The following is a 22,555-nucleotide window of genomic DNA, read 5'->3' on the forward strand; positions in this document are numbered from 1 at the left end:
GAGTTGAGCATGAAGAAGATCATGGCATTCGGCGCAGCGATGGCTCTCTCGCTCGGCTCCGCGCAAGCGGCGGACAAGGTCACCATCCAGCTCAAATGGGTCGCGCAGGCCCAGTTCGCCGGCTACTTCGTGGCCAAGGAGAAGGGCTTCTACAAGGACGCCGGGCTCGACGTGACGATCAAGCCGGGTGGCCCTGACGTGGCTCCGCCGCAGGTGATCGCTGGCGGCGGTGCCGATGTGGTGGTGGACTGGATGCCCTCGGCGCTGGCTTCGCGCGAGAAGGGCGTGCCGCTGGTCAATATCTCGCAGACCTTCAAGAAGTCCGGGCTCGAACTTACCTGCCGCGCCGAGACCGGCGTCAAGAAGCCGACCGATCTGAAGGGCAAGGTCACCGGCGTCTGGTATGGCGGCAACGAATATCCGTTCCTCTCCTGGATGTCGAAGCTGGGCTACAAGACCGATGGTTCGCCGGCCGGCGTCAAGATCATCAAGCAGGGCTTCAATGTCGATCCGCTGCTGCAGAAGCAGGCCGATTGCGTCTCCACCATGGCCTATAACGAATACTGGCAGGTGATCGACGGCGGCTACAAGCCGAGCCAGCTCACCGTGTTCAAATATGAGGATGAGGGCGTCGCCACGCTGGAGGATGGTCTCTGGGTGCTCGACAAGAACCTCAAGGATCCCGCCTTCGTCGCCAAGATGGCGAAGTTCGTGAAGGCGTCGATGAAGGGCTGGGACTATGCCAAGGCCAATCCCGACGAAGCCGTGAAGATCATCTTGGCTGGCGACTCCACGGGCGCCAAGACTGCCAAGGATCAGAAGCGCATGATGACCGAGGTCAGCAAGTTGCTCGGCGATGCCAACGGCAAGCTCGACGTCAAGGACTACGATCGCACGGTTGCGACGCTGATGTCTGGCGGTTCGGATCCCGTGATTACCAAGAAGCCGGAAGGTGCCTACAGCTTCGCGGTCTATGAGGCGATGAAGTAATTGCGCATCAGCGGCGCGCGAATAAAGGCTGCGCGCCGATTGACTTGGCGAGGTGATCGCCAAAGGCGTCGCTGATCGGCGGCAGCGTGCGGCCGGCTTTCTTGATGATGGTGATGGCCCGCGAGAAATCCGCGACATCGATCTGACGCGAGCGCAAATCCGGCTCCGCGCCGATCTCGCGGGCTGAGCCCGGCAGGATGGTGATGCCCAGGCCGGCGCGGACCATGGCGATGGCGGTCATCATATAGGTTGCCTCGCATGTCGGCTGCGCGACGTGTCCCGCCTTCAGGAAAGCGCTGTCGACGACCGCGCGGACGCTGGTCGCGGGGTCCATCAGCACCAGCGGATATTTCATCAGATCGTCGATGGTGACCTTGCGGATTCCGCCGATCGGATGCTTCGCCGGAAACACCACATGCATGCGGTCGCGCACTTCGAGCAACACGTCCACATCGTGGCCGGTGACGGTGCCGCCCATGATGCCGAGATCGACCTCTTCTGAACGGACGAGGTCAAGGACGCGGTTGGCGATCACGTCCTTCAGGACGAAAGATGCGCCGGGCTGCAACTCGCGAAACGACTTGATGGCCTCGGGCAGAGCACCCGCGGCGACCGAGGGAAGCGCCGCGATCCGGACCACGCCCCGGCGCTTGGCCGCGATATCGCGAGTATCCACGACGACGGCATCGAGATCCCTAATCATGCGCTGAAACACCGGCAGCAGTTCGCGGCCGACCCGCGTCAGTTCGACGGAGCGGGTGTTGCGATCGAACAGTTTCACCTCGAGGGTTTCTTCGAGGCGCTTGATCTGAACCGTTAGCGTCGGCTGCGCTAGATGCAGCAACTCCGCGGCGCGGGTGAAGCTCCCGGTTTGGGCGACGACGACGAAAGACCGGATCTGCCGGAGATTCACATCCATAGAGAATTTCTATCAATGGGATAGAATTAATTCAATTGAATAGAGGGAAGCTTCTGGCTTCAATGCCCGAAAGCGACATGCGCGTGATCGCCTGCTCAGGCCGTGGCGTGTCCGTCAAAAAGCGATCGGGAGATGGGCATGCGGCGATCGCGTTATTCGCAATGTGACTGCAGGCAAGTTTGATCCAGGGAGAACTGCTCGTGCGCACCATCAGGATCGGATCCGGTGCCGGCTATTCGGGGGACCGGATCGAACCGGCGATCGAACTCGCCGAAAGCGGCAACCTCGATTATCTCGTCTTCGAGTGCCTTGCCGAACGCACCATTGCGCTTGCCCAGCAGGAACGCCTGAAAGATCCGCAAGGCGGTTTCGACCCGTTGCTTGCCGACCGCATGAAGGCGGTGCTGTCCATCTGCAGGAAGAATGGCGTCAAGATCGTCACCAATATGGGGGCGGCGAATCCCGTCGCCGCGGCCCAGGCAACGCGTGAAATCGCGAGGGCGCTTGGTCTGACTGGCCTCAAGGTCGCAGCCGTGACCGGTGACGATGTGCTGGAGCAGGCTCGCGCGTCCGACGTCGCGCTGGACGAAGGCGGTTCCGTCAAAGCTCTCGGTAACCGCGTGATCTCAGCCAATGCCTATACGGGCGCAGCCCCCATCGCCGAAGCACTTGCCGGCGGCGCCGATGTCGTCATCACCGGCCGCGCGGCTGACCCGGCGCTGTTTCTCGGGCCGCTGGTGCATGAATTCGGCTGGGCGATGGATGACTGGGATTTGCTTGGCAAGGGCACCATGGTCGGCCATCTCCTGGAATGTGCCGGCCAGATCACCGGCGGCTATTTCGCCGATCCCGGCGTGAAGGACGTGCAGGGCCTCGCGCGGCTTGGCTTTCCCATCGGCGAGGTGCGTGAGGACGGCGATCTCGTCGTCACCAAGGTCGCGGGCTCGGGCGGCCAGATCACGCGCGCGACGGTGACGGAGCAGTTGCTCTACGAGATCCACGATCCGACCCGCTATTACCAGCCGGACGTGGTTGCCGATTTCTCGCAGGTGCGTGTCGAGGAGGTTGGTCCGGACCGCATCCACGTCACAGGTGGAAGCGGAGCGCCGAAGACGGGCTTGCTGAAGACGTCCGTCGGCTATCTCGACAGCTATATCGGCGAGGGCGAGATCTCCTATGCTGGTGCCAATGCCGTGGCGCGCGGGCGTCTGGCGCTTGAGATCGTGCGCGAACGCCTCGCGCTCACCGGCGTGAAGATGACGGAAAGCCGCTTCGACCTGATCGGCGTCAATGCGCTGCATGGTGACGCCTTGGCTGAGGGCCGTGATCCCTATGAAGTCCGCAGCCGCGTCGTCGGGCGTACCGACTCGCTCGCAGAGGCCGTGAAGATCGGCAATGAGGTCGAGACGCTCTACACCAACGGACCTGCCGGCGGCGGCGGGGCCTGGAAATCAGCCCGCGAAATCGTCGGCGTCGCTTCGGCCTTGCTGCCCGAAACTGTCGTGACGTCATCAGTCACATTCATGAAGGCGTGACCATGAAACTCCATGAGATCGCGCATTCACGCAGCGGCGATAAGGGCGACACGTCCAACATTTCCGTCATCGCTTTCGATATGGGTGACTTCGCGTTTCTGGCCGAGCATGTGACTGCCGATTGCGTCGCGGAGCATTTCGGCGACACCGTGACCGGCACCGTCACGCGCTATGAACTGCCGGCGCTTGGCGCGCTAAACTTCGTGCTGACGGGCGCGCTCGGTGGCGGTGTCGTGCGATCGCTCGCGCTGGATACGCACGGGAAATCATTCAGCTCTGCGCTGCTTGAATTCGATCTGCCGGACAAAGGAGCGTCATCCGGCTCACCATAATCTTCGTCACAACAGGACGACGATACTTTCATACCAAAAAACCAAAAACGGGAGGACTATTGATGAAGCGACGTACATTCCTGGCTGGCCTCGGTGCAACTGGCGTCAGCGCTGCAGTTTTTTCTCCGGCGATCGTTCGGGCCGCTGCGGATACTCCACTGAAGTTTGGTGTGCTGTCCGACATGACGGGTCTGTTCGCTGACAATGGCGGGCAGGGCTCGGTAGCGGCAGCGCAGCTCGCGATCGAGGAATGCGGCGGCAAGGTGCTCGGCAAGGCGATAGAGCTGATCCAGGCCGACCATCTCAACAAGCCCGATGTCGGCGGCAATATTGCGCGCCAGTGGTATGATCAGGAAGGTGTCGACGTCGTTCTCGACGTGCCGGTGTCGTCTGTTTGCATCGCCGTGCAGACCTTCGCCAAGGACCGCAACAAGATGTTTATCACGTCAGCCGGCGGTTCGGCGGATCTCAGCGGCAAGTTCTGTTCGCCGAACTTCATTCAGTGGACCTACAATACTTACGCGCTGGCCAATGTTGCCGGGAAGGCGATGCTTCAGCGCGGTGGCGACACATGGTTCTTCGTTGTTGCGGATTATGCCTTTGGTCAGGCGCTCGAGCGTGACGTGACGGAAGTTGCCGTGAAGGGCGGCGGCAAGGCGCTTGGCCGTGCGCCGCATCCGATCAACACGGCAGATTTCTCCTCGCAGCTTCTGACCGCCAAGTCGTCGGGCGCCAAGGTCATCGCCATCGCCAATGCCGGCAGCGACACGCAGAACGCCATCAAGCAGGCAGAAGAGTTCGGTTTGATGGGCGGTGATCAGAAGATGATTGCGCTCTTGATCGACGTGAATGACATCCGCAGCGTCGGATTGAAGAGCGCGCAAGGCCTGCTGGTGACGTCCGGCTTCTACTGGAACATGGACGACCGCACGCGTGCATTCTCCAAGCGCTACGCTGCCAAGATGGGCAAGCCGCCGAGCATGATGCAGGCCGGTGTCTATTCCTCGACGCTGAACTACATCAAGTCGGTGGAGGCCGCGAATACCAAGGATCCTGCCGCCGTGGTCAAGGATCTGCAGGGGCGTACCTTTGACGATGCCTTCCTGCGCAACGGTAAGCTGCGTCCGGACAATCTGATGGTCCACGACATGTACCTTGCCGAGGTCAAGAAGCCTGCCGAGGTCACCGATAGCTATGACGTATTCAGGATCCTCGCCACGGTGAAGGGCGAAGATGCGTTCTCGCCGCTCTCGGCGAGTGCATGCCCAATGGTGATGAGCAAGAAGTAGGCCGAGCAGATAACTCTATGAACCGAGCGTCGCGGGCAGGGAAATACCTTTGCCCGCGATTCTCTTGAAGGGTGAGAGAGCCTTACCTATCCCTCAAAAGAATGCGGGGTGCAGCTGGCATCACCACAGCTCCACCCCGCGTCGCCGGTCAATTGGGGCAGGGGACGACCGGCTTCCGGGAAGACGCGCGAGGGTGAAAAGCGTTCCCGCGGGCGTCAAATTATTTAACACACGGTTAAGTGATCGCCGTTCTTGAACCTAGAGCCTTGACGCACGTTTCTATCATGAGCGCCACGCAACGACGCGGCGCAGGGCAGGCGAGGCTCACATGTCAAAGGTATCCAGCTTGGTCTTGGGAATGGTCGCCGGAGCGACCATGTTCGGTGCCATCCAGTATGCTTCCGGCAACGATCTGCGGGGCACGTTGACCGATTCAGACAAGTCTGCGTCCAGCGGCGTCAACCGGGCTGCCAAGGGCGACCGGGCATCACTAATTACCACACAGAACGAGCAGAGCCAGACTCTCTCGTTCCGCATTCAGGGTCTGTCGGATACGTCCGTCCTTCTGCGGATGGGCGTCGCGCCCATTGTGGCTCCAACCAAGAATGAAGCCGTCAATATCCGGTCTCTCCCCATGAATGCCAAACCGCAGCGTGCGGCGGTGGGCTGCGAACCGCCTGTGAGTGTGCTCAGCGAGATGGCAAAGATGCTGCAGCCGGGTCGCTGCGTGACCTGATCTTCACGCTGACAATTTAAATCAATCGTCGGCGACCTCATCGGGGTCGCCGGTTTCATTCGTATCATCCTCTGCCGTTGCGCTGCTGCGATTGGCCATATAGCCGAGTGCGACGCCGGCCAGGGCTAGTAGCGGAATAACCTTCTTGAGGCCGAGCGTGCGCGCGATCTGGATGCCGGTCGCCACCAGCATCGGATCGATCAGCGGCGCATTCGCAGCAGCTCTGGCCGCTGCGCGCGCCGCAGCTGCTGCGCGTTCGCGAGCCTGCTTCTGCTTGGTCGCATAGACCTGTGCGAAGATCGCCGCGATGACCAAAAAGATGCCGGCGATGGTGAGGCAGGCCTCAATGACGCCGTAGCGCTGCATCACCGCGATAAAGGCCGCAACACACAGGAAGCACAGCGCCACGAAACCAGCAAACCCCGCCAGTGCCATGAGCGATGTCATGCGCAGGCTGTTGCCTGTGCTGTTCTTCAGATCGTCGATGATACCCTTCAGCATGGAAGCCCCCCGAACCCGAACTCTAAATACAAAGAAAACTGACGGCACCCTCGGGCACCGCCAGTCGTCACATCTCAATTCTGCGCATGTGCTCAGCGGCGCCAGGCCATCCCGATCAGTACGCCGAGGCCGAGCGCCAGTCCGACGGCGGCCAATGGGCGCTGGGTGATGCTGTCCTCCAGCGTTTCCTCCAGTGAATAGGCCGCGTCATGCGCAGCATCATAGGCCGCGCTGCCGCGCTCCCGCATGTCGGACATCATGTCTTCGGCGTCGGCACGGGCTTGCTTGACGCCGCGGCGGGCTTGTTTAGTAGCCTGGCCGGTAAAGGCATTAAGCGCGTCGGTGATCTGTTCGGTCAGGGCTGCAACATCGTTTTTCACGGCGGTGAGATCCTTCTGAAGGCGGCTATAGGTTGCTTTGTCGGTCAGTTTCTTGAGTTCATCCAGGCCATCGATATCCGCCATGCGAAGCTCCCCTGATACTGAAAATCCAATGCAGAAACGCCCGGTTGGACCGTAGGTTCCATCAGTAGAGCTGGATTAATCCGGCGGCAACTGCGGCGAATTGATCGGCATCAAATGCTCTTTCAAGATCAGCCCGACGATCAGGATCGGCGCCGCCAGGAAGCCGCCCATCGGGCCCCAGAGCCAGGTCCAGAACGCCAGCCCGATGAACACCGCCAGCGCGTTGAGTTGCAATTTGCGTCCAATGATCGTGGGCGTGATGAAGTGGCCTTCCATGAAGGTGAGGCCGACGAACAGCAGCGGCGCGATCATGCCTGCGGCGATCGTCTCGGACGAAATGATGCCGACCGCGACCAGGATGACGAACATGGCGACAGGGCCGATGATCGGGAAGAAGTTGAGCGTGGCTGCCAGCGCGCCGAGGCCGGCCGGGTTGGGCATACCGGTGGCCGCGCAGATCACGCCGGTGGCAATGCCGACTCCGAAATTGATCATAGTGACCATCAGCAGATATTCGCCAAGGCTGGTCTCTATGGCATTGAGAATGCGCAGCGTCCGCAGCCGCCATTCGTGATCGGCGAAGTTCATGACCAGCGCGCGGCGCAGATCTTTCCAGCTTGCGATGAACAGCACCAGCGTGGCGAAGAACAGCAGGAATTCGGTGAGGGTTGGCGACAGGAATTCGACGGTTGGCTGCACCCAGTCGATCTTGGGCAATTCGAACTTTGTTGTCGCAAGCGTTTCGGCACTGCCGAACATGCTCTGTATCTGGTGCCAGAGCGCCAGCGGTCGGTCAAAGACATGCAGCTTGTTCTTGAGCAGCGAACCTAATTCGGGGAGCCGCGTCGTCCATTCCATCAGCGGGGATGAAATAAGCCCTACGATGAAGGCAAGCCCGGCGCACACCAATATAACGATCAGGACTGCCGAGACGGATCGCGGAATGCGGCGCTTTTCGAGAAAGCTCGCTGCGGGCGACAGCATGGTGCCAATGATGAAGGCTGTCACGATTGGCAGGAAGAATGCCTTGGCGACATAGAGCACCGTAATCACGGTGATCACCAGCAGCGATACCAGTGTGAAAGCAACCACCTCGGCACGGCGGAACGCCGGCGGCTGCTCGATCTTGCTCTCGGGCACCGGCGTGCCTGCAGGCTTTTCGGGGAGCGCGCGTACTTCACTCATGAGCTGTCCCGACATGCCGCCACTTGTTCGCGCAGACAGCATCCGCGCGTCAGACCGCCGACATGCGATCGGGCTCTACAACACGACCATACCGCAAAAGTTCCATCGCGATTTCGTGATGGTTCCTTGGTTGACAAATCATTCGGTGAACAGCGGCTGGGAGGGAACCGCGAGGCTTCGGCGCAGTTGGTTGCGGTCATCACGACGATGACGCGTCGCCAAACGGGGCAGTCACATGTCACAGGCATCATCTGGAAACCGCACGCTTTCGCTGCGTCTCACAAGGGCGCTCGTTGCTACAGCCGCTCTGATCGTAGCTTCGCCATTCATCTCGAGCGCATCGGCGCAGGTAATGAACTATGGACCGGCTGCGCTAAGCGCGTTTCCACCGGACGACGACGTGATGGCTGCGCCGCGGGTGCGGGAGAACATGGATGTTGCTCTTCCCGAGCGTCTGCGCCGCGCTGAAGTCAGCTATATGACCCGCGAAGCGCCGGGCACGGTGATCATCGATACGGGCAATACCCAGCTCTATTATGTGCTCGGCAACAACCGCGCCATCCGCTATGGCGTCGGTGTTGGCCGCGAAGGATTCACCTGGTCCGGCACACAGACCGTCACACGCAAGGCGGAATGGCCGGATTGGCATCCGCCGCAGGAAATGATTGCGCGCCAGCCCTATCTGCCGCGCTTCATGGCTGGTGGCCCCGGCAACCCGCTCGGTGCCCGTGCGATGTATCTTGGCTCCAGCGCCTATCGCATCCATGGCACCAATGATCCGTCAACCATCGGCAAGTTCGTGTCGTCGGGTTGTATCCGCCTGACCAATGAAGATGTGCAGGACCTTTTCAGCCGCGTCAGCGTTGGGACCAAGGTTGTGGTGCTACCGAAGTCGGTTGCCCCACGCTATGAGGCGCGCGTGGCTCCAGCGCCGCGCAGCGTCACATCGATCTCGGTTCGCCCTGCCGACGCTCAGCAGGCTCCGGGCCGTCAGGCAATGAACCTTTCGGCGTCGTCGCTCTACTGAGAGTCGATCATTCCGCTTTGATACCGCGTTGGAGGCCCCATGGCCCGATTTCCAGGACAACGGATGGCTCTCGGCGCGGTTGCGGCGATTGTCATGCTCGGTGCCGCCCCAGCGCAGGCACAGGATTTCTTCTCGGCATTGTTCGGCGGGATAGCGCGTGGTCGCGGCCCGGATGTCTCGCTGCCTTTTGGCAATGAAGGTCCACCGGTGCAGGAGCAGCGCGCTCGTGCAGCAAGCGGCGGGCGTCAGGCTTTTTGCGTGCGCACGTGCGATGGGCGTTACTTCCCGATATCAGCGACCGACGGTCAGAGCCGCGCGGCGTCGTGCAATAATTTCTGTCCGGCGAGCGATACCAAGGTTGTTTACGGCAGCAGTATCGACACAGCTGCGACTGAGAGCGGTAAACCCTATTCCGAGCTGCCGAATGCATTCAAGTACCGGACCGAACTGGTGGCCGGTTGCACCTGCAACGGTAAGGACCAGATCGGTTTGGCACCGGTGAAGCTCGAGAACGATCCGACCTTGCGCAAGGGCGACATCGTCGCCGGTGCCGACGGATTGATGGTCACGGGCCGCGGCGCTGACAGACGCGGCGCATCGCTGAACATGTCGCCGGTGTCGCCGTCGCTGCAGGCGAAGTATGAGCGCATGCCGGTCGTGGCGCGGGAATAATCCGCGCCACGTGATCGATTGCGCTTAGGCCGCTCGGATCTTGCCGAGGAAGTCCGTCACCTGAGTGCCTAGCTGGCGTGTCTGCGTCGCCAGCGTCTCTGATGCCACCTTCACATCCTGAGCGGCTGCACCGGCCGCGTCCGCATCAGCGCTGACGCCGCTGATATTGTCGGACACGTTGCGGGTGCCATCGGCCGCCTGCTGGGTGCTGCGGGTGATTTCCTGCGTCGCCGCGCCCTGTTCTTCGACCGCAGCCGCAATCGCGGTGGCGACTTCATTCACTTCGCCGATAATGCCGCCGATCGACTTGATGGCTTCGATGGCCTCATTGGCGACCTTCTGGATATCCGCAATCTGTTCGGAAATATCCTCGGTCGCCTTCGCCGTCTGGCTGGCCAGCGACTTCACTTCGGAGGCAACGACCGCAAAGCCCCGGCCGGCTTCGCCCGCGCGCGCTGCTTCGATGGTGGCATTGAGTGCCAGCAGATTGGTTTGCGAGGCTATGTCGTTGATAAGGCCGACGACTTCGCCGATCCGGTTCGCTGTCTGGGCGAGACCCTGAACGGTATTGTCGGTCTGCTGTGCCTGGCTGACGGCGCGGCTGGCGATGCCGGCCGCATGCGATGCCTGGCGGCTGATGTCGTTGATCGAGGCACTCAGCTCCTCGGCCGCGGCGGCAACGTTCTGCACATTCACTGAGGCTTCGCCGGAAGCGCGCGCAGCATCCTGCACGCGGGCATTGGTCTGGCTGGACACAGCGGCCATGCCGTCGGATGTCGTGTTCATCTGGTCCGACGCACTGCCAAGGGCGCCCAGCGTGTCGCGCATCTGGATCTCGAACATACCGATATACTGTTCGACGGCCTGCTGGCGCTGGCTGGCATTGGCATTCCGATGGCGTTCCTGCGCCTCGATCTCGGCTTTTTCCATCGCCTGCTTCTTGAAGGTCTCCAGCGCACCGGCCAGCCCGCCGATTTCATCCCGGCGATCGCTATAGCCAGCATCGACGGTGAGATCGCCGCCGGCCACTTTCAGCATCGCGTCGCGGATCGTGAGCAGTGGCGTGGTCACACGGCGCGTGATGGTGATTATGGCGCCCACGGCCAACAGGATTGCGGTACCCAGCAGCACCAGTTGCAAAATCAGCGAGCGTTGCGCGACGGACCATTGCGCGATGCTGTGGTTCTTGGCCTCGTCCAGCGCGCGTTCGGCGACGACCACAGCCGTGCTCATCTTGTCCACGGTCAACGGTGTCCAGGCCGTCGCCGGCATTTCGGGTTTCTCGCCGGTTGCGACGGCCTGAATCAGACGGTCGCGCAGCGCCAGATATTGTGGGTCGAAATAGGACGCCTTCGCTGCAGCGAGGGCCGAGACAAGACCCTGTGGCAATTCAGTACCCGACGATGCGATGTCCAGGGCATTCCATCCAGTTTCGATACCGCCCGTCAGCTTCACATAGCTTCGCTGCAGTTCCGGCGAGATCTTGTTGACCGCGAGTGCGTTGGACACAATGACGGAGGCGTCGCCCGATGTGTTGCGCATCAGCCAGGCCATCTGCTTGATCGACAGCAACTGATCGATCACCGGATCGTTGTGGGTTACGGCGGCGGTGAGAGCGGAGGAGACTTTTTCGAGCATGGCCAGAACGGAATCGACATTGTCCTGGAATTCCTTGGCGAGGCCCGCGCGGCGCGAGGCCTTCGGCTTGCTCATCTGGTCCCAGGATTCGGTCTGCAACGCGATCAATGCCTGCATCAGCCGGTTAAACTCGGGCACCAGCGTCGCCTTGCCGGGGAAGTCGGCGGTGACCAGCAATTCTCCTGCCGCTTTCATTGCCGGCATTTCGGCGCCGCGGATACGGCGCAGATAAGCCTCAGTATCGGGCTGGATCACGACATCGGCGTTCAACGTGCGGAACGTCGTGGACCGGTCAGTGCGCAGATTGTGCATTGCCTTGAACACATGGCCGGATGCCTCGGCGATCGTCGACATGCGGCCGGCGACGTTGAGGCGCCCATATGATTCCCACGCGCTGAGAACGAGGAATGTGACGACACAGACCGCCATGATGGCGATCACGGACTTGAGCAATGCGGAAACGGTCAATCGATGAAGCACAATGAATCCCCCAAAAAATATTTCGGTATTTAAGGCTGCAATTGGTAAATATTCACGTTCATGCTCGTCTTGATGAATGCATATATGATAAATCTACTTGAGGTAGAAGATTGTCGTGCCCGGCGACGCTTCAACGAAAAAAGCCCCGACGATGCTGGGGCTTTTGATACTTGTCAGCGCTTGATGACGTGACTGATGAGGCCCTGCCTAGGCAGCCCGGATCTTGCCGAGGAAATCCGTCACCTGAGTGCCGAGCTGGCGCGTCTGCGTGGCTAGCATTTCGGAGGCTACCTTCACATCCTGCGCGGCAGCGCCAGCTGCGTCCGCATCGGCGCTAACGCCAGCGATGTTGTCCGACACATTGCGGGTGCCGTCGGCGGCCTGCTGCGTACTTCGGGTGATCTCTTGTGTCGCGGCGCCCTGTTCTTCGACGGCCGCGGCGATGGCAGTTGCTACTTCATTGACTTCGCCGATGATGCCGCCGATCGACTTGATGGCCTCGATGGCCTCATTGGCGACCTTCTGGATATCTGCGATCTGCTCCGAAATATCGTCGGTTGCCTTGGCGGTCTGGCTGGCCAGTGACTTCACTTCCGATGCGACGACCGCAAAGCCGCGTCCGGCCTCGCCAGCGCGCGCGGCTTCGATAGTGGCGTTGAGCGCCAGCAGGTTGGTCTGCGAGGCGATATCGTTGATCAATCCGACCACCTCGCCGATCCGGTTGGCGGTCTTGGCGAGGCCTTGGACGGTGCCGTCGGTTTCCTGCGCCTGATTGACGGCGCGACTGGCGATTCCCGCGGCGTGCGCGGCCTGCCGGCTGATATCGTTGATCGACGAGCTCAGCTGTTCGGCGGCGGAGGCGACATTCTGCACGTTCAGGGAGGCTTCGCCCGAGGCTTTTGCTGCGACCTGCACGCGGGCGTTGGTCTGGCTGGACACGACCGCCATGCCATCCGATGTGGTGTTCATCTGATCGGACGCGTTACCGAGCGCGTTGAGCGCATCGCGCATCTGGACCTCGAAGGTCCCGATGTGCTGTTCGATGGCCTGCTGCCGCTGGGTCGCGTCGGCGTTGCGGTTACGCTCCTGTTGTTCGATCTGTGCTTTCTCCTTGGCCTGTTGCTTGAAGGTCTCCAGAGCGCCGGCGAGCGCGCCGATTTCGTCCTTCCGTTCGGAATAGCCGGCATCGACGACGAGATCGCCTGCGGCGACTTTCAGCATCGCATCGCGGATGGTGTGCAGTGGGGTGATGACGCGGCGGGTGACGGCAACCATGCTGCCGAATGCTACGCCGAGCGCGGCAGCGAGCAGCGCCAGTTGCAGGATCAACGCGTGCTGCGCGGCAGTCCACTGCGTCAAGGTGTGGCTTTTTGCTTCATTCAGCGCTCGTTCAGCGACTGTAACCGCACTGGCCATGCGATCAACGGTGATTGGAGTCCATTCGCTCGCGGTGATTTCGGGCTTTTCACCGCTCACTAGCGCATTCATGACGCGGTCACGAAGGGCCATATATTGCGGGTCGAAATAAGCCACCTTCGCAGCAGCCATGGTTGCAGCCAGGTTGGGCGGCAGCTGCATTCCAGACGCGGACAATTCCAGGGCATTCCAGGCGGCGTCGATGCCGCCAACAAACTTGGTGTAGGCGAGCTTATTCTCAGGTGTGGCGCGCCCGACAGCAAGGCCGTTCGCGACGAGGAGGGATCCTTCGCCGGCGGTGTTGCGCAACAGCCAAGCCGCCTGTTTGATCGACAGTAATTGATCGATCATGGGATCGTTGTGGTTCACCGCGGCGGCGAGCTGGGCCGACACTTTCTCCAGTGTTTCAAGCAGCGCCTGCGTGGTCTCCATATACTCCTTGCCGAGGGCTGCACGGCGCGACGCCTTCGGCTTGCTCATCGCGTCCCAGGATTCGGTTTGCAGAGCGGTCAGCTTGTCGATCAGCTGGACCAGCGTCGGGTGCAGCGTCTTTTGATCGGCGAATTCGATGGTGGCAATGAGGTCAGCCGCTGCTCGCATCGCCGGCATCTCGGAATCGCGAATGGAGCGGAGATATTTTTCTCCGTCCGGCTGAATGACTGTCTCGTTGTTCAGGTTCCGGTTCGTCGATGCGCGGTCGGTGCGCAGATTATGCATCGCCTTGAAGGCATTCGCGGAGGCGTCCGCAATTACCGAGATGCGGCTGGCTGAACGTAGCCGCCCGTAGGAGTCCCAGGCTGTCGTTGCCAGAACGGCGACCACGCAGAGCGCCATGACCACGATGACAGATTGAAGCAATGCGGAAACGGTCAATCGATTGAACATCATGAATCCCCCAAATATTTGATTTAGTAAGGCTTCAAATGGTAAATATTTCCGATTGCACCCGTATTGTGAGCCAAGCTTGAAGTGCGACTACTTTAGGTGGTTGGTGCGTAGGCGTTCTTACCGCATGGCAAAGGACGAGGCCTGGCGATGGCCACGGCTGCTATTTATTTCCATTGAGTCTGGGGGATGCACATATGTTCGTCGGCGTCTTGGTCACTTTTCTCGTCGTTATTCTCATTCTGTACTTGATCAATCTGTTGCCGATCGAGGGCCGCGCCAAGCAGATCTGCCGCGTCGTTGTGATCGTTCTCGGCGTGATCTCGCTGCTGAAATACACCGCGGTGTTCTAGCGAGACGAACTAACAAAAAAGCCCCGGCGGTCTGCCGGGGCTTTTGATATTTGTCAGCTCTCGTTGGTGAATCGCGCGAGGCTTGTTCAAGCCGCGCGGATCTTGCCGAGGAAGTCCGTCACTTGCGCCCCCAGCTTGCGCGTTTGCTCAGACAGCGTTTCCGACGCGGTCTTGACGTCCTGTGCCGCCGCGCCCGTCGCATCCGCATCGGTCCTGACGCCGCTGATATTCTCCGACACGTTCTTGGTGCCAGTCGCCGCTTGCTGGGTGCTGCGCGTGATTTCCAGCGTGGCAGCGCCCTGTTCTTCAACGGCGGCCGCGATCGCGGTGGCGACCTCGTTGACCTCGGCGATCACGCCGCCGATACCTTGAATGGCCTGGATCGCCTCGTTGGCGACCTTCTGGATGTCTGCGATCTGTTCGGAGATGTCGTCGGTGGCCTTGGCCGTCTGGCTGGCCAGCGACTTCACTTCGGAGGCGACGACGGCAAAACCGCGGCCTGCTTCGCCGGCGCGGGCGGCTTCGATAGTTGCGTTGAGCGCCAGCAGATTGGTCTGCGAGGCGATGTCGCTGATGAGGCCTACCACTTCGCCGATCCGGTTCGCCGTCGTGGCGAGGCCTTGGACGGTGGTGTCGGTCTGCCGGGCCTGGCTGACGGCGCGGTTGGCGATGCCGGCGGCGTGGGTGGCCTGCCGGCTGATGTCGTTTATCGAGGCGCTCAGTTCTTCCGAGGCGGAGGCAACGTTCTGAACGTTCATCGACGCTTCGCCGGATGCCTGTGCTGCGACCTGAATGCGGGCATTGGTGCGGCTGGAGACGGTCTGCATGCCGTCGGAGGTCGTGTTCATTTGCTCCGAGGCGCTGGCGAGGGCGGTGAGGGCGTCCTGCATTTGGAATTCAAACGTCGCGATATGTCGCTCGACGGCCTGCTGGCGGTTGGCCGCGTCGGCATTGCGGGTGTGCTCCTGCCGTTCGATTGCAGCCTTCTCCATGGCCTGACGTTTGAAGGTTTCGAGTGCGCCGGCCAGTGCACCGATTTCGTCCTGCCGGTCGGAATAGACGGCTTCGACCGCAAGATCGCCGCCGGCCACCTGCAACATAGCATCGCGAATGGTATGCAGAGGCGTAATCACGCGACGGCTGACCAGCAGCATACCGCCGATGGCCAGCACGACTGCCATCGTCAACAGGATCAGCTGCACGATCAAGGAACGCTCCGCGACCGAGATCTGGATCAGGGTCTGGGTCTTGGCTTCATCCAGCGCGCGTTCGGCGACGGTGACGGCAGTGCCCATGCGGTCGACCGAGAACGGGCTCCAGTTAGTCGATGTCATGGCTGGCTTCTCGCCGGCAGCAAGGGCGGCCACAAGGGCATCGCGCATCGTCAGATAGTCAGGATCGAACAGCGCCTTCTTCGACGCGTCTAGCGTGGCTGTCAGCTCCGGCGAAAGTTTCGTGCCAGATGTTGCCGCCTCCAGCCCGTTCCATGCCGACTCGATGCGGCCGACATATTTTGCATAGTTCTTCGCTGCCTCTGGAGCGATCTTTCCGACCGCAAGCGCACTGGACACCATCGTCGATGCATCGCCGGACGCCACGCGTAACTGCCAAGCCATCTGCTTGATCATCAGTAACTGATCGACCGCGGCGTCGCTGTGATTGACGGCGGCCGCGAGTGCGGTGGAGATACCTTCGAGCTTCGGTAGCAGCGCCTCGTTGTTGGTGTCGTATTCCTTAGCGAGACCCGCGCGCCGCTCGGCCTTCGGCTTTGCCATGGCATCCCAAGACTCGGCCTGCAGCGAGATCAGCGACTGCATCAGCCGGTTGAATTCGGGAAGTAGCGTGTCCTTGCCGTCGAAGTCTGCCCGGACGAGGAGGTCGGCGGCCGTGCGCATGGCCGGGACTTCGGCGTCGCGCAGGCTGCGAATGTATTTCGCATAGTCCGGGGCAACTGCGGCATCGGCACTCAGTGAGCGAAAAGCGGCCGCCCGCTCGGCACGCAGATTGTGCATTGCCTTGAAGACATGGCCAGAGGCATCCGCAATCAGCGAGATGCGGTTGGCGGCACGCAAGCGCCCCCACGAGTCCCATGCGTCAGCCGCAAGAACGATGACGACACATCCCGCCATTACCAGAATGACAGACTGCAAAAGCTTAGAAACGCTCAGGTGATTCAGCATGGGTCTCTCCGACGCAGGTGGACAATTTGTCGCAGGAAGAGGTAAATGTTTACTTCTAGCGGCGCGCGATGGAAGTTTGGCTGAGTGCATCCCATGGTAGCAATCAGTTGCCCGTCTTCTGTTCCCGGCATGGAACTCATCGGCCGTGGGCACGTTGGGTCTGCATTGGCGGCGCGCAACCAAAGACGATTGCCGAGGCCGCTATCACTTCATCGCATTGGGGGACATGCCTATGCTCGTCGGCGTCTTGATCACTTTTCTGGTCGTCATTCTCATTCTGTACTTGATCAATCTGTTGCCGATCGACGGCCGCGCGAAGCAGATTTGCCGCGTCGTCGTGATCATTCTCGGTGTGATCTCGCTGCTGAAATACATCGCGGTTTTCTAGCGAGATGAACTAACAAAAAAGCCCCGGCGGTTTGCCGGGGCTTTTTTTCTTGCAGCCGATGCGATCGACATTCTCTCATTCGTCATGCCGGGCTTCTCCCGGCCATGACGACAGAGACAAAGAGTGTATCAAGCCAGCGCCTTCGCCTCGCGGCGGCGCGCCGTGAGGATGTATTCAGTATAGCCGTTCGGCTGCGTGCGTCCCTCGAAGATCAGGTCGCAGGCAGCCTTGAAGGCGACGCCGTCGAACGAGGGCGCCATGTTCTGATACAGCGCGTCGCCCTTGTTTTGCTCGTCCACCACCACAGCCATGCGCTTCAGCGATTCCATCACCTGATCCTTGGTGATGACGCCCTGATGCAGCCAGTTGGCGAGGTGCTGCGCGGAGATGCGCAAGGTCGCGCGGTCTTCCATCAGGCCGACGCCGTGGATGTCCGGCACCTTTGAGCAGCCGACGCCCTGGTCGATCCAGCGTACGACATAGCCGAGGATGCCCTGGCAGTTGTTGTCGATCTCCTGCTTAACGTCATCGGGCGCCCAGTTCGATTGCGACACCGGAATAGTAAGGATGTCGGTGAGCTTGCCGCGGGGGCCGCCCTTGGCGAGATCCTTCTGGCGCGTCGCGACATCGATCTGATGATAGTGCAACGCGTGCAGCGTCGCGGCCGTCGGCGAGGGCACCCATGCGGTGGTGGCGCCAGCTTGGGGATGGCCGAGCTTCTGCACCAGCATGTCCGCCATCTTGTCGGGCGCGGCCCACATGCCCTTGCCGATCTGGGCATGGCCCGGCAGGCCATCGATCAGACCGACATCCACGTTCCATTCTTCATAAGCCTTGATCCACGGCGTCGCCTTCATGTCGTTCTTGCGGATCATCGGACCCGCTTCCATCGACGTGTGGATCTCGTCGCCGGTGCGGTCGAGGAAGCCGGTGTTGATGAACATGATGCGCTTGGATGCATTCTGGATGCAGGCCTTGAGGTTCACCGTGGTGCGGCGTTCCTCATCCATGATGCCGACCTTCATGGTGTTCTCGGGCAGCGACAGCAGCTTCTCGACGCGTGCGAAGATTTCGCAGGTCAGCGCCACTTCATCGGGGCCGTGCATCTTCGGCTTGACGATATAGATCGAGCCGGTGCGGCTGTTGCGGATTGGACCCTTGCTCTTGAGGTCGTGGATTGCGATCAGGCCGGCAACGGCGGCATCAAGCAGGCCTTCCGGAATTTCTTCGCCGGCGCTGTCGAGCACCGCATCCGTAAACATGTGATGACCGACATTGCGCATCAGCATCAGGCTGCGGCCATGCAGGGTCAGGTTCTTGCCGTCGATCGTCTTGTAGGCACGGTCTTCATTGAGTGCGCGCTTCAGCGTCTTGCCGCCCTTTTCGAAATCGGCCGAGAGCGTGCCGTTCATCAGGCCCAGCGTGTTGCGATAGACCAGCACCTTGTCGTCGGCGTCCACGGTGGCGACACTGTCTTCCATGTCGAGAATGGTCGAGACGGCCGACTCCATGATCATGTCGGCAACACCGGCGGAGTCGTCCTTGCCAATGGTGTTGGTTCGATCGATCTTCACTTCGATATGCAGGCCGTTATTGACCAGCAGGATCGAGGTCGGGGTGGCGAGCTCGCCGAGATAGCCAGCGAGCTGGGATTCGTTCTTCAGCGCGGTGAGGTTGCCGCTCTTGAGCTTGGCCGAGAGCTGCCCCGCAACGATGCTGTAGGCCGTGACATCGGTGTGGCTGCCGGTAGCGAGCGGCGCGGCCTGATCGAGGAATGCTTTTGCCTTGGCGATGACTTTGTCGCCGCGTGCCTTGTTGTAGCCTTTGCCACCTTCAGACGGATCATGCGGGATTGCATCGGTGCCGTAGAAGGCATCGTAGAGACTGCCCCAGCGCGCATTTGCGGCATTCAGCGCGTAGCGCGCATTGGTGAGCGGCACCACGAGCTGCGGGCCGCAGATCTGGCCGATCTCGATATCGACATTGGCAGTCTCGACCGGCTTGGTCGCAGGCTCCGGGAGGAGGTAGCCGATTTCCTTGAGGAACGCCGTATAGGCGTTCATGTCGAAGGCGCCCTTGTTGGCCAGATGCCAGGCATCAATCTTGGCCTGCAACGTATCGCGCACCTTGAGCAGTTCGCGGTTCTTTGGGCCCAGGTCCTTGATGAGAGCGGCGACGCCGGCCCAGAACGCATCCGGCTGGATGCCGGTCCCGGGGGCGGCTTCCTTGGCGATGAAGTCGAACAGGACGGGGGCGATCTGCAGTCCGTGGGCGTCGATGCGTTTCATGGTGTCTTTCTCGCGAGAAGCGGCAATTCTGCTCTAATTTCAGGGAGTATATGCATAAACGGCGCCAAACCGCGGCGCCCATGGGACCTTTTAGCGCCAAACGCTACCCGGTGAGAAGTCCCCTAAAGGGATCAGTGACCCGGTGGCCGGGCCGCGGCCTGCGCATGATCAGGCGAGAGGCGCTCCAGCACCACCTTGATCACGATGGTGAGCAGCGCCACCGCAGTCAGCACCGTCGCCGCGGCGAAGGCGCCTGCGACATTGTAGTCCTGATACAGAAGTTCAATTTGCAGCGGCAGCGTTGTGGTCTGGCCGCGGATGTTGCCGGAGACGACGGAGACGGCGCCAAATTCGCCCATCACGCGTGCATTGCACAGGATCGCGCCATAGAGCACCGCCCAGCGAACGTTGGGCAGCGTTACGCGTAGGAAGGTCGCAAAGCCGGAAGCGCCGAGTGTGACGGCGGCCTCTTCCTCATCCGTGCCCTGCACCTGCATGAGCGGGATCAACTCACGCGCCACGAAGGGCGCGGTGACGAACATGCTGGCGAGCACGATCGCCGGCAGTGCGAACATCACCTTGATGCCCATGGCTTCGATCAGCGGGCCGAACAGGCCTTGCGAGCCGTAGACGAAGATATAGGCGACGCCGGCGACGATCGGCGAGATGGAATAGGGCAGTTCGATCAGCGAAATGAGGAGCGTGCGGCCTGGGAAGACGAACTTGGTCACCGTCCACGCCGCGGCGAGACCGAATACGATATTGATCGGCACGGCGATCAGCGCGGTGACGACAGTCAGGAAGATCGCATGCTGCGTGCCGGGCTCGGTGAGGCTGTTGAAAAACGTGCCGATGCCTTGCGACAGCGCTGAACTGAAGATCAAAGCCAGCGGTGCGATCAGGAACAGCAATGTGAGGATCGCGACGATGCCAAGTACCACGCGACGCGTCACCGGGCCGGCACCGACGGGCGTCACCATCCATTCGGTATGGGCGCGTTCACTCGTCGGATGCGACATCACACATCTCCCCGGCCGAGATAGCGCAGGTTCCAGGCCTGCACCGCGTTGGTGACAATCAGCATCGCGAAAGCCATCGCCAGCATCACCACGGCAATCGCGGCGGCAGCCTGGTAGTTGTATTCCTCGAGCCGAATATAGGTCAGCAGGGCAACGATCTCGGTCTTCATCGGCTGGTTGCCGGCGATGAAAATCACCGCGCCGAATTCGCCGAGGCTGCGCGCGAAGGACAGCGAGCAGCCGGCGAGGAACGCCGGAAAGATCGCGGGGAAGATCACGCGCCAGAGAATTTGCAGATCGTTGGCGCCGAGCGAGCGGCCCGCTTCCTCGACATCGGAGCCGAGATCCTCGATCACCGGCTGCACCGTGCGCACCACAAAGGGAATGCTGGTAAAAGCCATCGCGATGGCGATGCCGAGCGGTGCGTAGGCGACCTGGATGCCAAGTGCATCGAGCGGTGCGCCGAACCAGCCTTTCTTGGAAAACAGCGCCGTCAGCGCGAGGCCGGCCACGGCGGTCGGCAGCGCGAAGGGCACGTCGACCAGCGCGTCGAGAATGCGCTTGCCGGGAAATTGATAGCGCGCCAGCACCCAGGCGAGCAGCAGGCCGTAGATGGCGTTGAATGCGGTGGCCGCCAGCGCCATCGTCACGGTGACGCGGATGGCCGACAGCGTGCGCGGTGACGACAGTATGTCCCATAATTGTGCAAGCCCGACGTCCGAGGCTTTCAGGATCAGCGCGCAGAGCGGCAACAGCACGATTGCTCCGAGATAAAAGAGCGTAATGCCGAGCGAGAGCCCGAAACCTGGAATGACGCTACGTCTCAAGGGAAGGTCCGTGTGTGAAGCCGCTGGGCCTCTCTTAGACGATTTGCGCGGAAAGGGAATGCGGGGAGGTCGTCTAATGCAGGCGCCCGTCCTCTCCCATGTCATGGCCGGGCTTGTCCCGGCCATCCACGTCTTTAGTCCATTTGCAGCCAAGACGTGGATGCCCGGGTCAAGCCCGGGCATGACGGAGTTTGTGGTTCACTTCCCGCCGAACAGCGTGTCCAGCTTTGCGCCGGGATTGAGGTGTTCGGCATTCAGCTTGTCCCAGCCGCCGAATTCGTCCTCGACGCGGTACAGCTTCACTTCCGGGAATTTGTCTTTGTATTTTGTCATCACGGTCTTGTCGGTGACGCGGTTATAGCCCTTGGCTTCGATGTCCTGGCCTTCCGGCGAATACAGGAATTCGAGATAGGCGGTCGCGAGTGCCTTGGTGCCGTGCTTGTCGGCATATTTGTCGACGACGGTCACCGGGAATTCGGCGAGCACGCTGGTCGGTGGCACCACCACTTCATACTTGTCCTTGCCGGCGAGGTCGCGGATCGACGAGGTCTCAGCCTCGAAGGTGATCAGCACATCGCCGGTCCCGCGCTCGACGAAGGTTGTGGTGGCGGCGCGGCCACCGGTGTCAAACACCGGGACATTGGCAAACAGCTTCTTGATGAAGTCATCAGCCTTGTCGGCACCATACTTGTTCTTCGCGAATGCATAGGCAGCCAGATAGGTGTAGCGCGCATTGCCTGAAGTCTTCGGATTCGGGAAAATCACCTGCACGCCCGGCTTCACCAGATCGTCCCAATCCTTGATGCCTTTTGGATTGCCGGCGCGCACCAGGAAGGCCGGTAGTGAGTAGTAAGGCGAGGAATTATTCGGCAGTCGCTTGGCCCAATCGGCCGGAATGAGCTTGCCGCGATCATACAGCACCTGCACGTCAGTGACCTGGTTGAAGGTCACCACATCGGCCTCGAGGCCTTCGAGGATCGAGCGCGCCTGGCGCGACGAGCCGTTATGCGATTGGTTGATGGTGACGTCTTGGCCGGTCTTCGCCTTCCACTGCTTGGCAAAAGCAACGTTGATCTCGGCATAGAGCTCGCGCGAGATGTCGTAGGAGACATTGAGCAGAGTGTTCGGCGTTTGTGCCTGCGCGGGTGCAGTCGCGAGAATGCCGAGCCCGGCGGCGAGAGCGATAATGAAACGGTTCACGTGAAGTCCCCTGTGAGTGAGTGCGATCGGATGGCCGGGAGCGGCGGCTGCGGCGTTTTGCCCGGTAAACGGTCCGGAATTTGCTGCGCAACGGGGGCGGGCACGGGTGCGATTTTGCGCAACTCCTGCATCGGCCGACCGTTATTGAGAAGAAGCATCTACGACGCTTGGTGTTTGAGGACAAAAATTCTATAGTTAGAACGCCTCGAAGAAGATAAAATCTTCTCTTTG

Annotated in this window: 20 protein-coding genes; 9 read left to right on the forward strand and 11 right to left on the reverse strand. The window is 60.9% G+C overall.

All coding sequences use genetic code 11. The features are described 5' to 3' along the window. The first annotated feature begins 9 nt into the window (after positions 1-9). Positions 10-990: an ABC transporter substrate-binding protein gene (locus tag AB8A38_RS26590; RefSeq protein WP_439087948.1), complete on the forward strand. Its 981-nt coding sequence runs from the start codon at positions 10-12 to the stop codon at positions 988-990. Between the two features lie 7 nt (positions 991-997). On the opposite strand, the gene AB8A38_RS26595 is transcribed toward AB8A38_RS26590, so the two are convergent. Then, positions 998-1,909: a LysR family transcriptional regulator gene (locus tag AB8A38_RS26595; protein ID WP_439087949.1), complete on the reverse strand. Its 912-nt coding sequence runs from the start codon at positions 1,907-1,909 to the stop codon at positions 998-1,000. A gap of 200 nt (positions 1,910-2,109) precedes the next feature. Between AB8A38_RS26595 and AB8A38_RS26600 the strand changes: the two genes are divergently transcribed. The 4 genes from AB8A38_RS26600 to AB8A38_RS26615 all read left to right on the forward strand — a co-directional run bounded on the left by AB8A38_RS26600 (position 2,110) and on the right by AB8A38_RS26615 (position 5,801). After that, positions 2,110-3,444: an acyclic terpene utilization AtuA family protein gene (locus tag AB8A38_RS26600; protein WP_439087950.1), complete on the forward strand. Its 1,335-nt coding sequence runs from the start codon at positions 2,110-2,112 to the stop codon at positions 3,442-3,444. Between the two features lie 2 nt (positions 3,445-3,446). Then, complete coding sequence (locus AB8A38_RS26605; RefSeq protein ID WP_439087951.1) at positions 3,447-3,776, forward strand: AtuA-related protein; 330 nt, start codon at positions 3,447-3,449, stop codon at positions 3,774-3,776. A gap of 62 nt (positions 3,777-3,838) precedes the next feature. Then, positions 3,839-5,065, forward strand: a complete 1,227-nt coding sequence (locus AB8A38_RS26610) for an ABC transporter substrate-binding protein (RefSeq protein WP_439087952.1) — start codon at positions 3,839-3,841, stop codon at positions 5,063-5,065. Between the two features lie 376 nt (positions 5,066-5,441). After that, positions 5,442-5,801, forward strand: coding sequence for a hypothetical protein (locus tag AB8A38_RS26615; protein WP_439087953.1), 360 nt, complete (start codon positions 5,442-5,444; stop codon positions 5,799-5,801). 21 nt (positions 5,802-5,822) lie between these two features. On the opposite strand, the gene AB8A38_RS26620 is transcribed toward AB8A38_RS26615, so the two are convergent. The 3 genes from AB8A38_RS26620 to AB8A38_RS26630 all read right to left on the reverse strand — a co-directional run bounded on the left by AB8A38_RS26620 (position 5,823) and on the right by AB8A38_RS26630 (position 7,951). Continuing rightward, a complete protein-coding gene (locus tag AB8A38_RS26620) occupies positions 5,823-6,302 on the reverse strand; it encodes a hypothetical protein (RefSeq protein ID WP_439087954.1) in 480 nt (159 codons plus the stop codon). A gap of 92 nt (positions 6,303-6,394) precedes the next feature. Beyond that, complete coding sequence (locus AB8A38_RS26625; protein WP_175368300.1) at positions 6,395-6,766, reverse strand: DUF883 family protein; 372 nt, start codon at positions 6,764-6,766, stop codon at positions 6,395-6,397. 75 nt (positions 6,767-6,841) lie between these two features. After that, positions 6,842-7,951, reverse strand: a complete 1,110-nt coding sequence (locus AB8A38_RS26630) for an AI-2E family transporter (RefSeq protein ID WP_315843297.1) — start codon at positions 7,949-7,951, stop codon at positions 6,842-6,844. A 235-nt stretch (positions 7,952-8,186) separates the two neighbouring features. On the opposite strand from AB8A38_RS26630, the gene AB8A38_RS26635 reads away from it, so the two are divergent. Beyond that, positions 8,187-8,978: a L,D-transpeptidase gene (locus AB8A38_RS26635; protein ID WP_315843296.1), complete on the forward strand. Its 792-nt coding sequence runs from the start codon at positions 8,187-8,189 to the stop codon at positions 8,976-8,978. A gap of 39 nt (positions 8,979-9,017) precedes the next feature. After that, positions 9,018-9,650: a DUF2865 domain-containing protein gene (locus AB8A38_RS26640; RefSeq protein ID WP_439087955.1), complete on the forward strand. Its 633-nt coding sequence runs from the start codon at positions 9,018-9,020 to the stop codon at positions 9,648-9,650. A 24-nt stretch (positions 9,651-9,674) separates the two neighbouring features. Here AB8A38_RS26640 and AB8A38_RS26645 read toward each other — a convergent pair whose 3' ends face one another. Together AB8A38_RS26645 and AB8A38_RS26650 are read right to left on the reverse strand one after the other, a co-directional pair. Continuing rightward, positions 9,675-11,768, reverse strand: a complete 2,094-nt coding sequence (locus AB8A38_RS26645) for a methyl-accepting chemotaxis protein (protein WP_439087956.1) — start codon at positions 11,766-11,768, stop codon at positions 9,675-9,677. A gap of 207 nt (positions 11,769-11,975) precedes the next feature. Then, positions 11,976-14,069 (reverse strand): methyl-accepting chemotaxis protein, encoded by a 2,094-nt coding sequence (locus tag AB8A38_RS26650; RefSeq protein WP_439087957.1) that lies wholly within the window; start codon positions 14,067-14,069, stop codon positions 11,976-11,978. Positions 14,070-14,266: 197 nt separating this feature from the next. Between AB8A38_RS26650 and AB8A38_RS26655 the strand changes: the two genes are divergently transcribed. Next, positions 14,267-14,422 (forward strand): Thivi_2564 family membrane protein, encoded by a 156-nt coding sequence (locus AB8A38_RS26655; protein WP_439087958.1) that lies wholly within the window; start codon positions 14,267-14,269, stop codon positions 14,420-14,422. An 86-nt stretch (positions 14,423-14,508) separates the two neighbouring features. Here AB8A38_RS26655 and AB8A38_RS26660 read toward each other — a convergent pair whose 3' ends face one another. Continuing rightward, the gene (locus tag AB8A38_RS26660; RefSeq protein ID WP_439087959.1) at positions 14,509-16,602 is read right to left on the reverse strand and encodes a methyl-accepting chemotaxis protein; all 2,094 of its coding nucleotides are present in this window, start codon (positions 16,600-16,602) and stop codon (positions 14,509-14,511) included. Between the two features lie 232 nt (positions 16,603-16,834). On the opposite strand from AB8A38_RS26660, the gene AB8A38_RS26665 reads away from it, so the two are divergent. Next, on the forward strand, positions 16,835-16,990 hold the full coding sequence (locus AB8A38_RS26665; protein WP_086937086.1) for a Thivi_2564 family membrane protein: 156 nt from the start codon (positions 16,835-16,837) through the stop codon (positions 16,988-16,990). Between the two features lie 128 nt (positions 16,991-17,118). Here the strand turns inward: AB8A38_RS26665 and AB8A38_RS26670 are convergent, their stop codons facing one another. The 4 genes from AB8A38_RS26670 to cysP all read right to left on the reverse strand — a co-directional run bounded on the left by AB8A38_RS26670 (position 17,119) and on the right by cysP (position 22,324). Then, positions 17,119-19,278 carry a malate synthase G gene (locus AB8A38_RS26670; RefSeq protein WP_439087960.1) on the reverse strand — a complete coding sequence of 720 codons (2,160 nt, stop codon included), beginning with the start codon at positions 19,276-19,278 and terminating at the stop codon, positions 17,119-17,121. Between the two features lie 131 nt (positions 19,279-19,409). Continuing rightward, positions 19,410-20,297 carry a sulfate ABC transporter permease subunit CysW gene (gene cysW / locus AB8A38_RS26675; protein ID WP_315843290.1) on the reverse strand — a complete coding sequence of 296 codons (888 nt, stop codon included), beginning with the start codon at positions 20,295-20,297 and terminating at the stop codon, positions 19,410-19,412. Next, the gene (gene cysT / locus AB8A38_RS26680) at positions 20,297-21,124 is read right to left on the reverse strand and encodes a sulfate ABC transporter permease subunit CysT (RefSeq protein ID WP_089265424.1); all 828 of its coding nucleotides are present in this window, start codon (positions 21,122-21,124) and stop codon (positions 20,297-20,299) included. The genes cysW and cysT overlap by 1 nt, the downstream gene beginning before the upstream one ends. 198 nt (positions 21,125-21,322) lie before the next feature. Continuing rightward, positions 21,323-22,324 carry a thiosulfate ABC transporter substrate-binding protein CysP gene (cysP, locus tag AB8A38_RS26685; RefSeq protein ID WP_439087961.1) on the reverse strand — a complete coding sequence of 334 codons (1,002 nt, stop codon included), beginning with the start codon at positions 22,322-22,324 and terminating at the stop codon, positions 21,323-21,325. Positions 22,325-22,555 lie beyond the last annotated feature (231 nt).

Origin of the sequence: Tardiphaga sp. 839_C3_N1_4 (assembly GCF_051811045.1) — a bacterium.
In the GTDB taxonomy this organism is placed as follows: domain Bacteria; phylum Pseudomonadota; class Alphaproteobacteria; order Rhizobiales; family Xanthobacteraceae; genus Tardiphaga.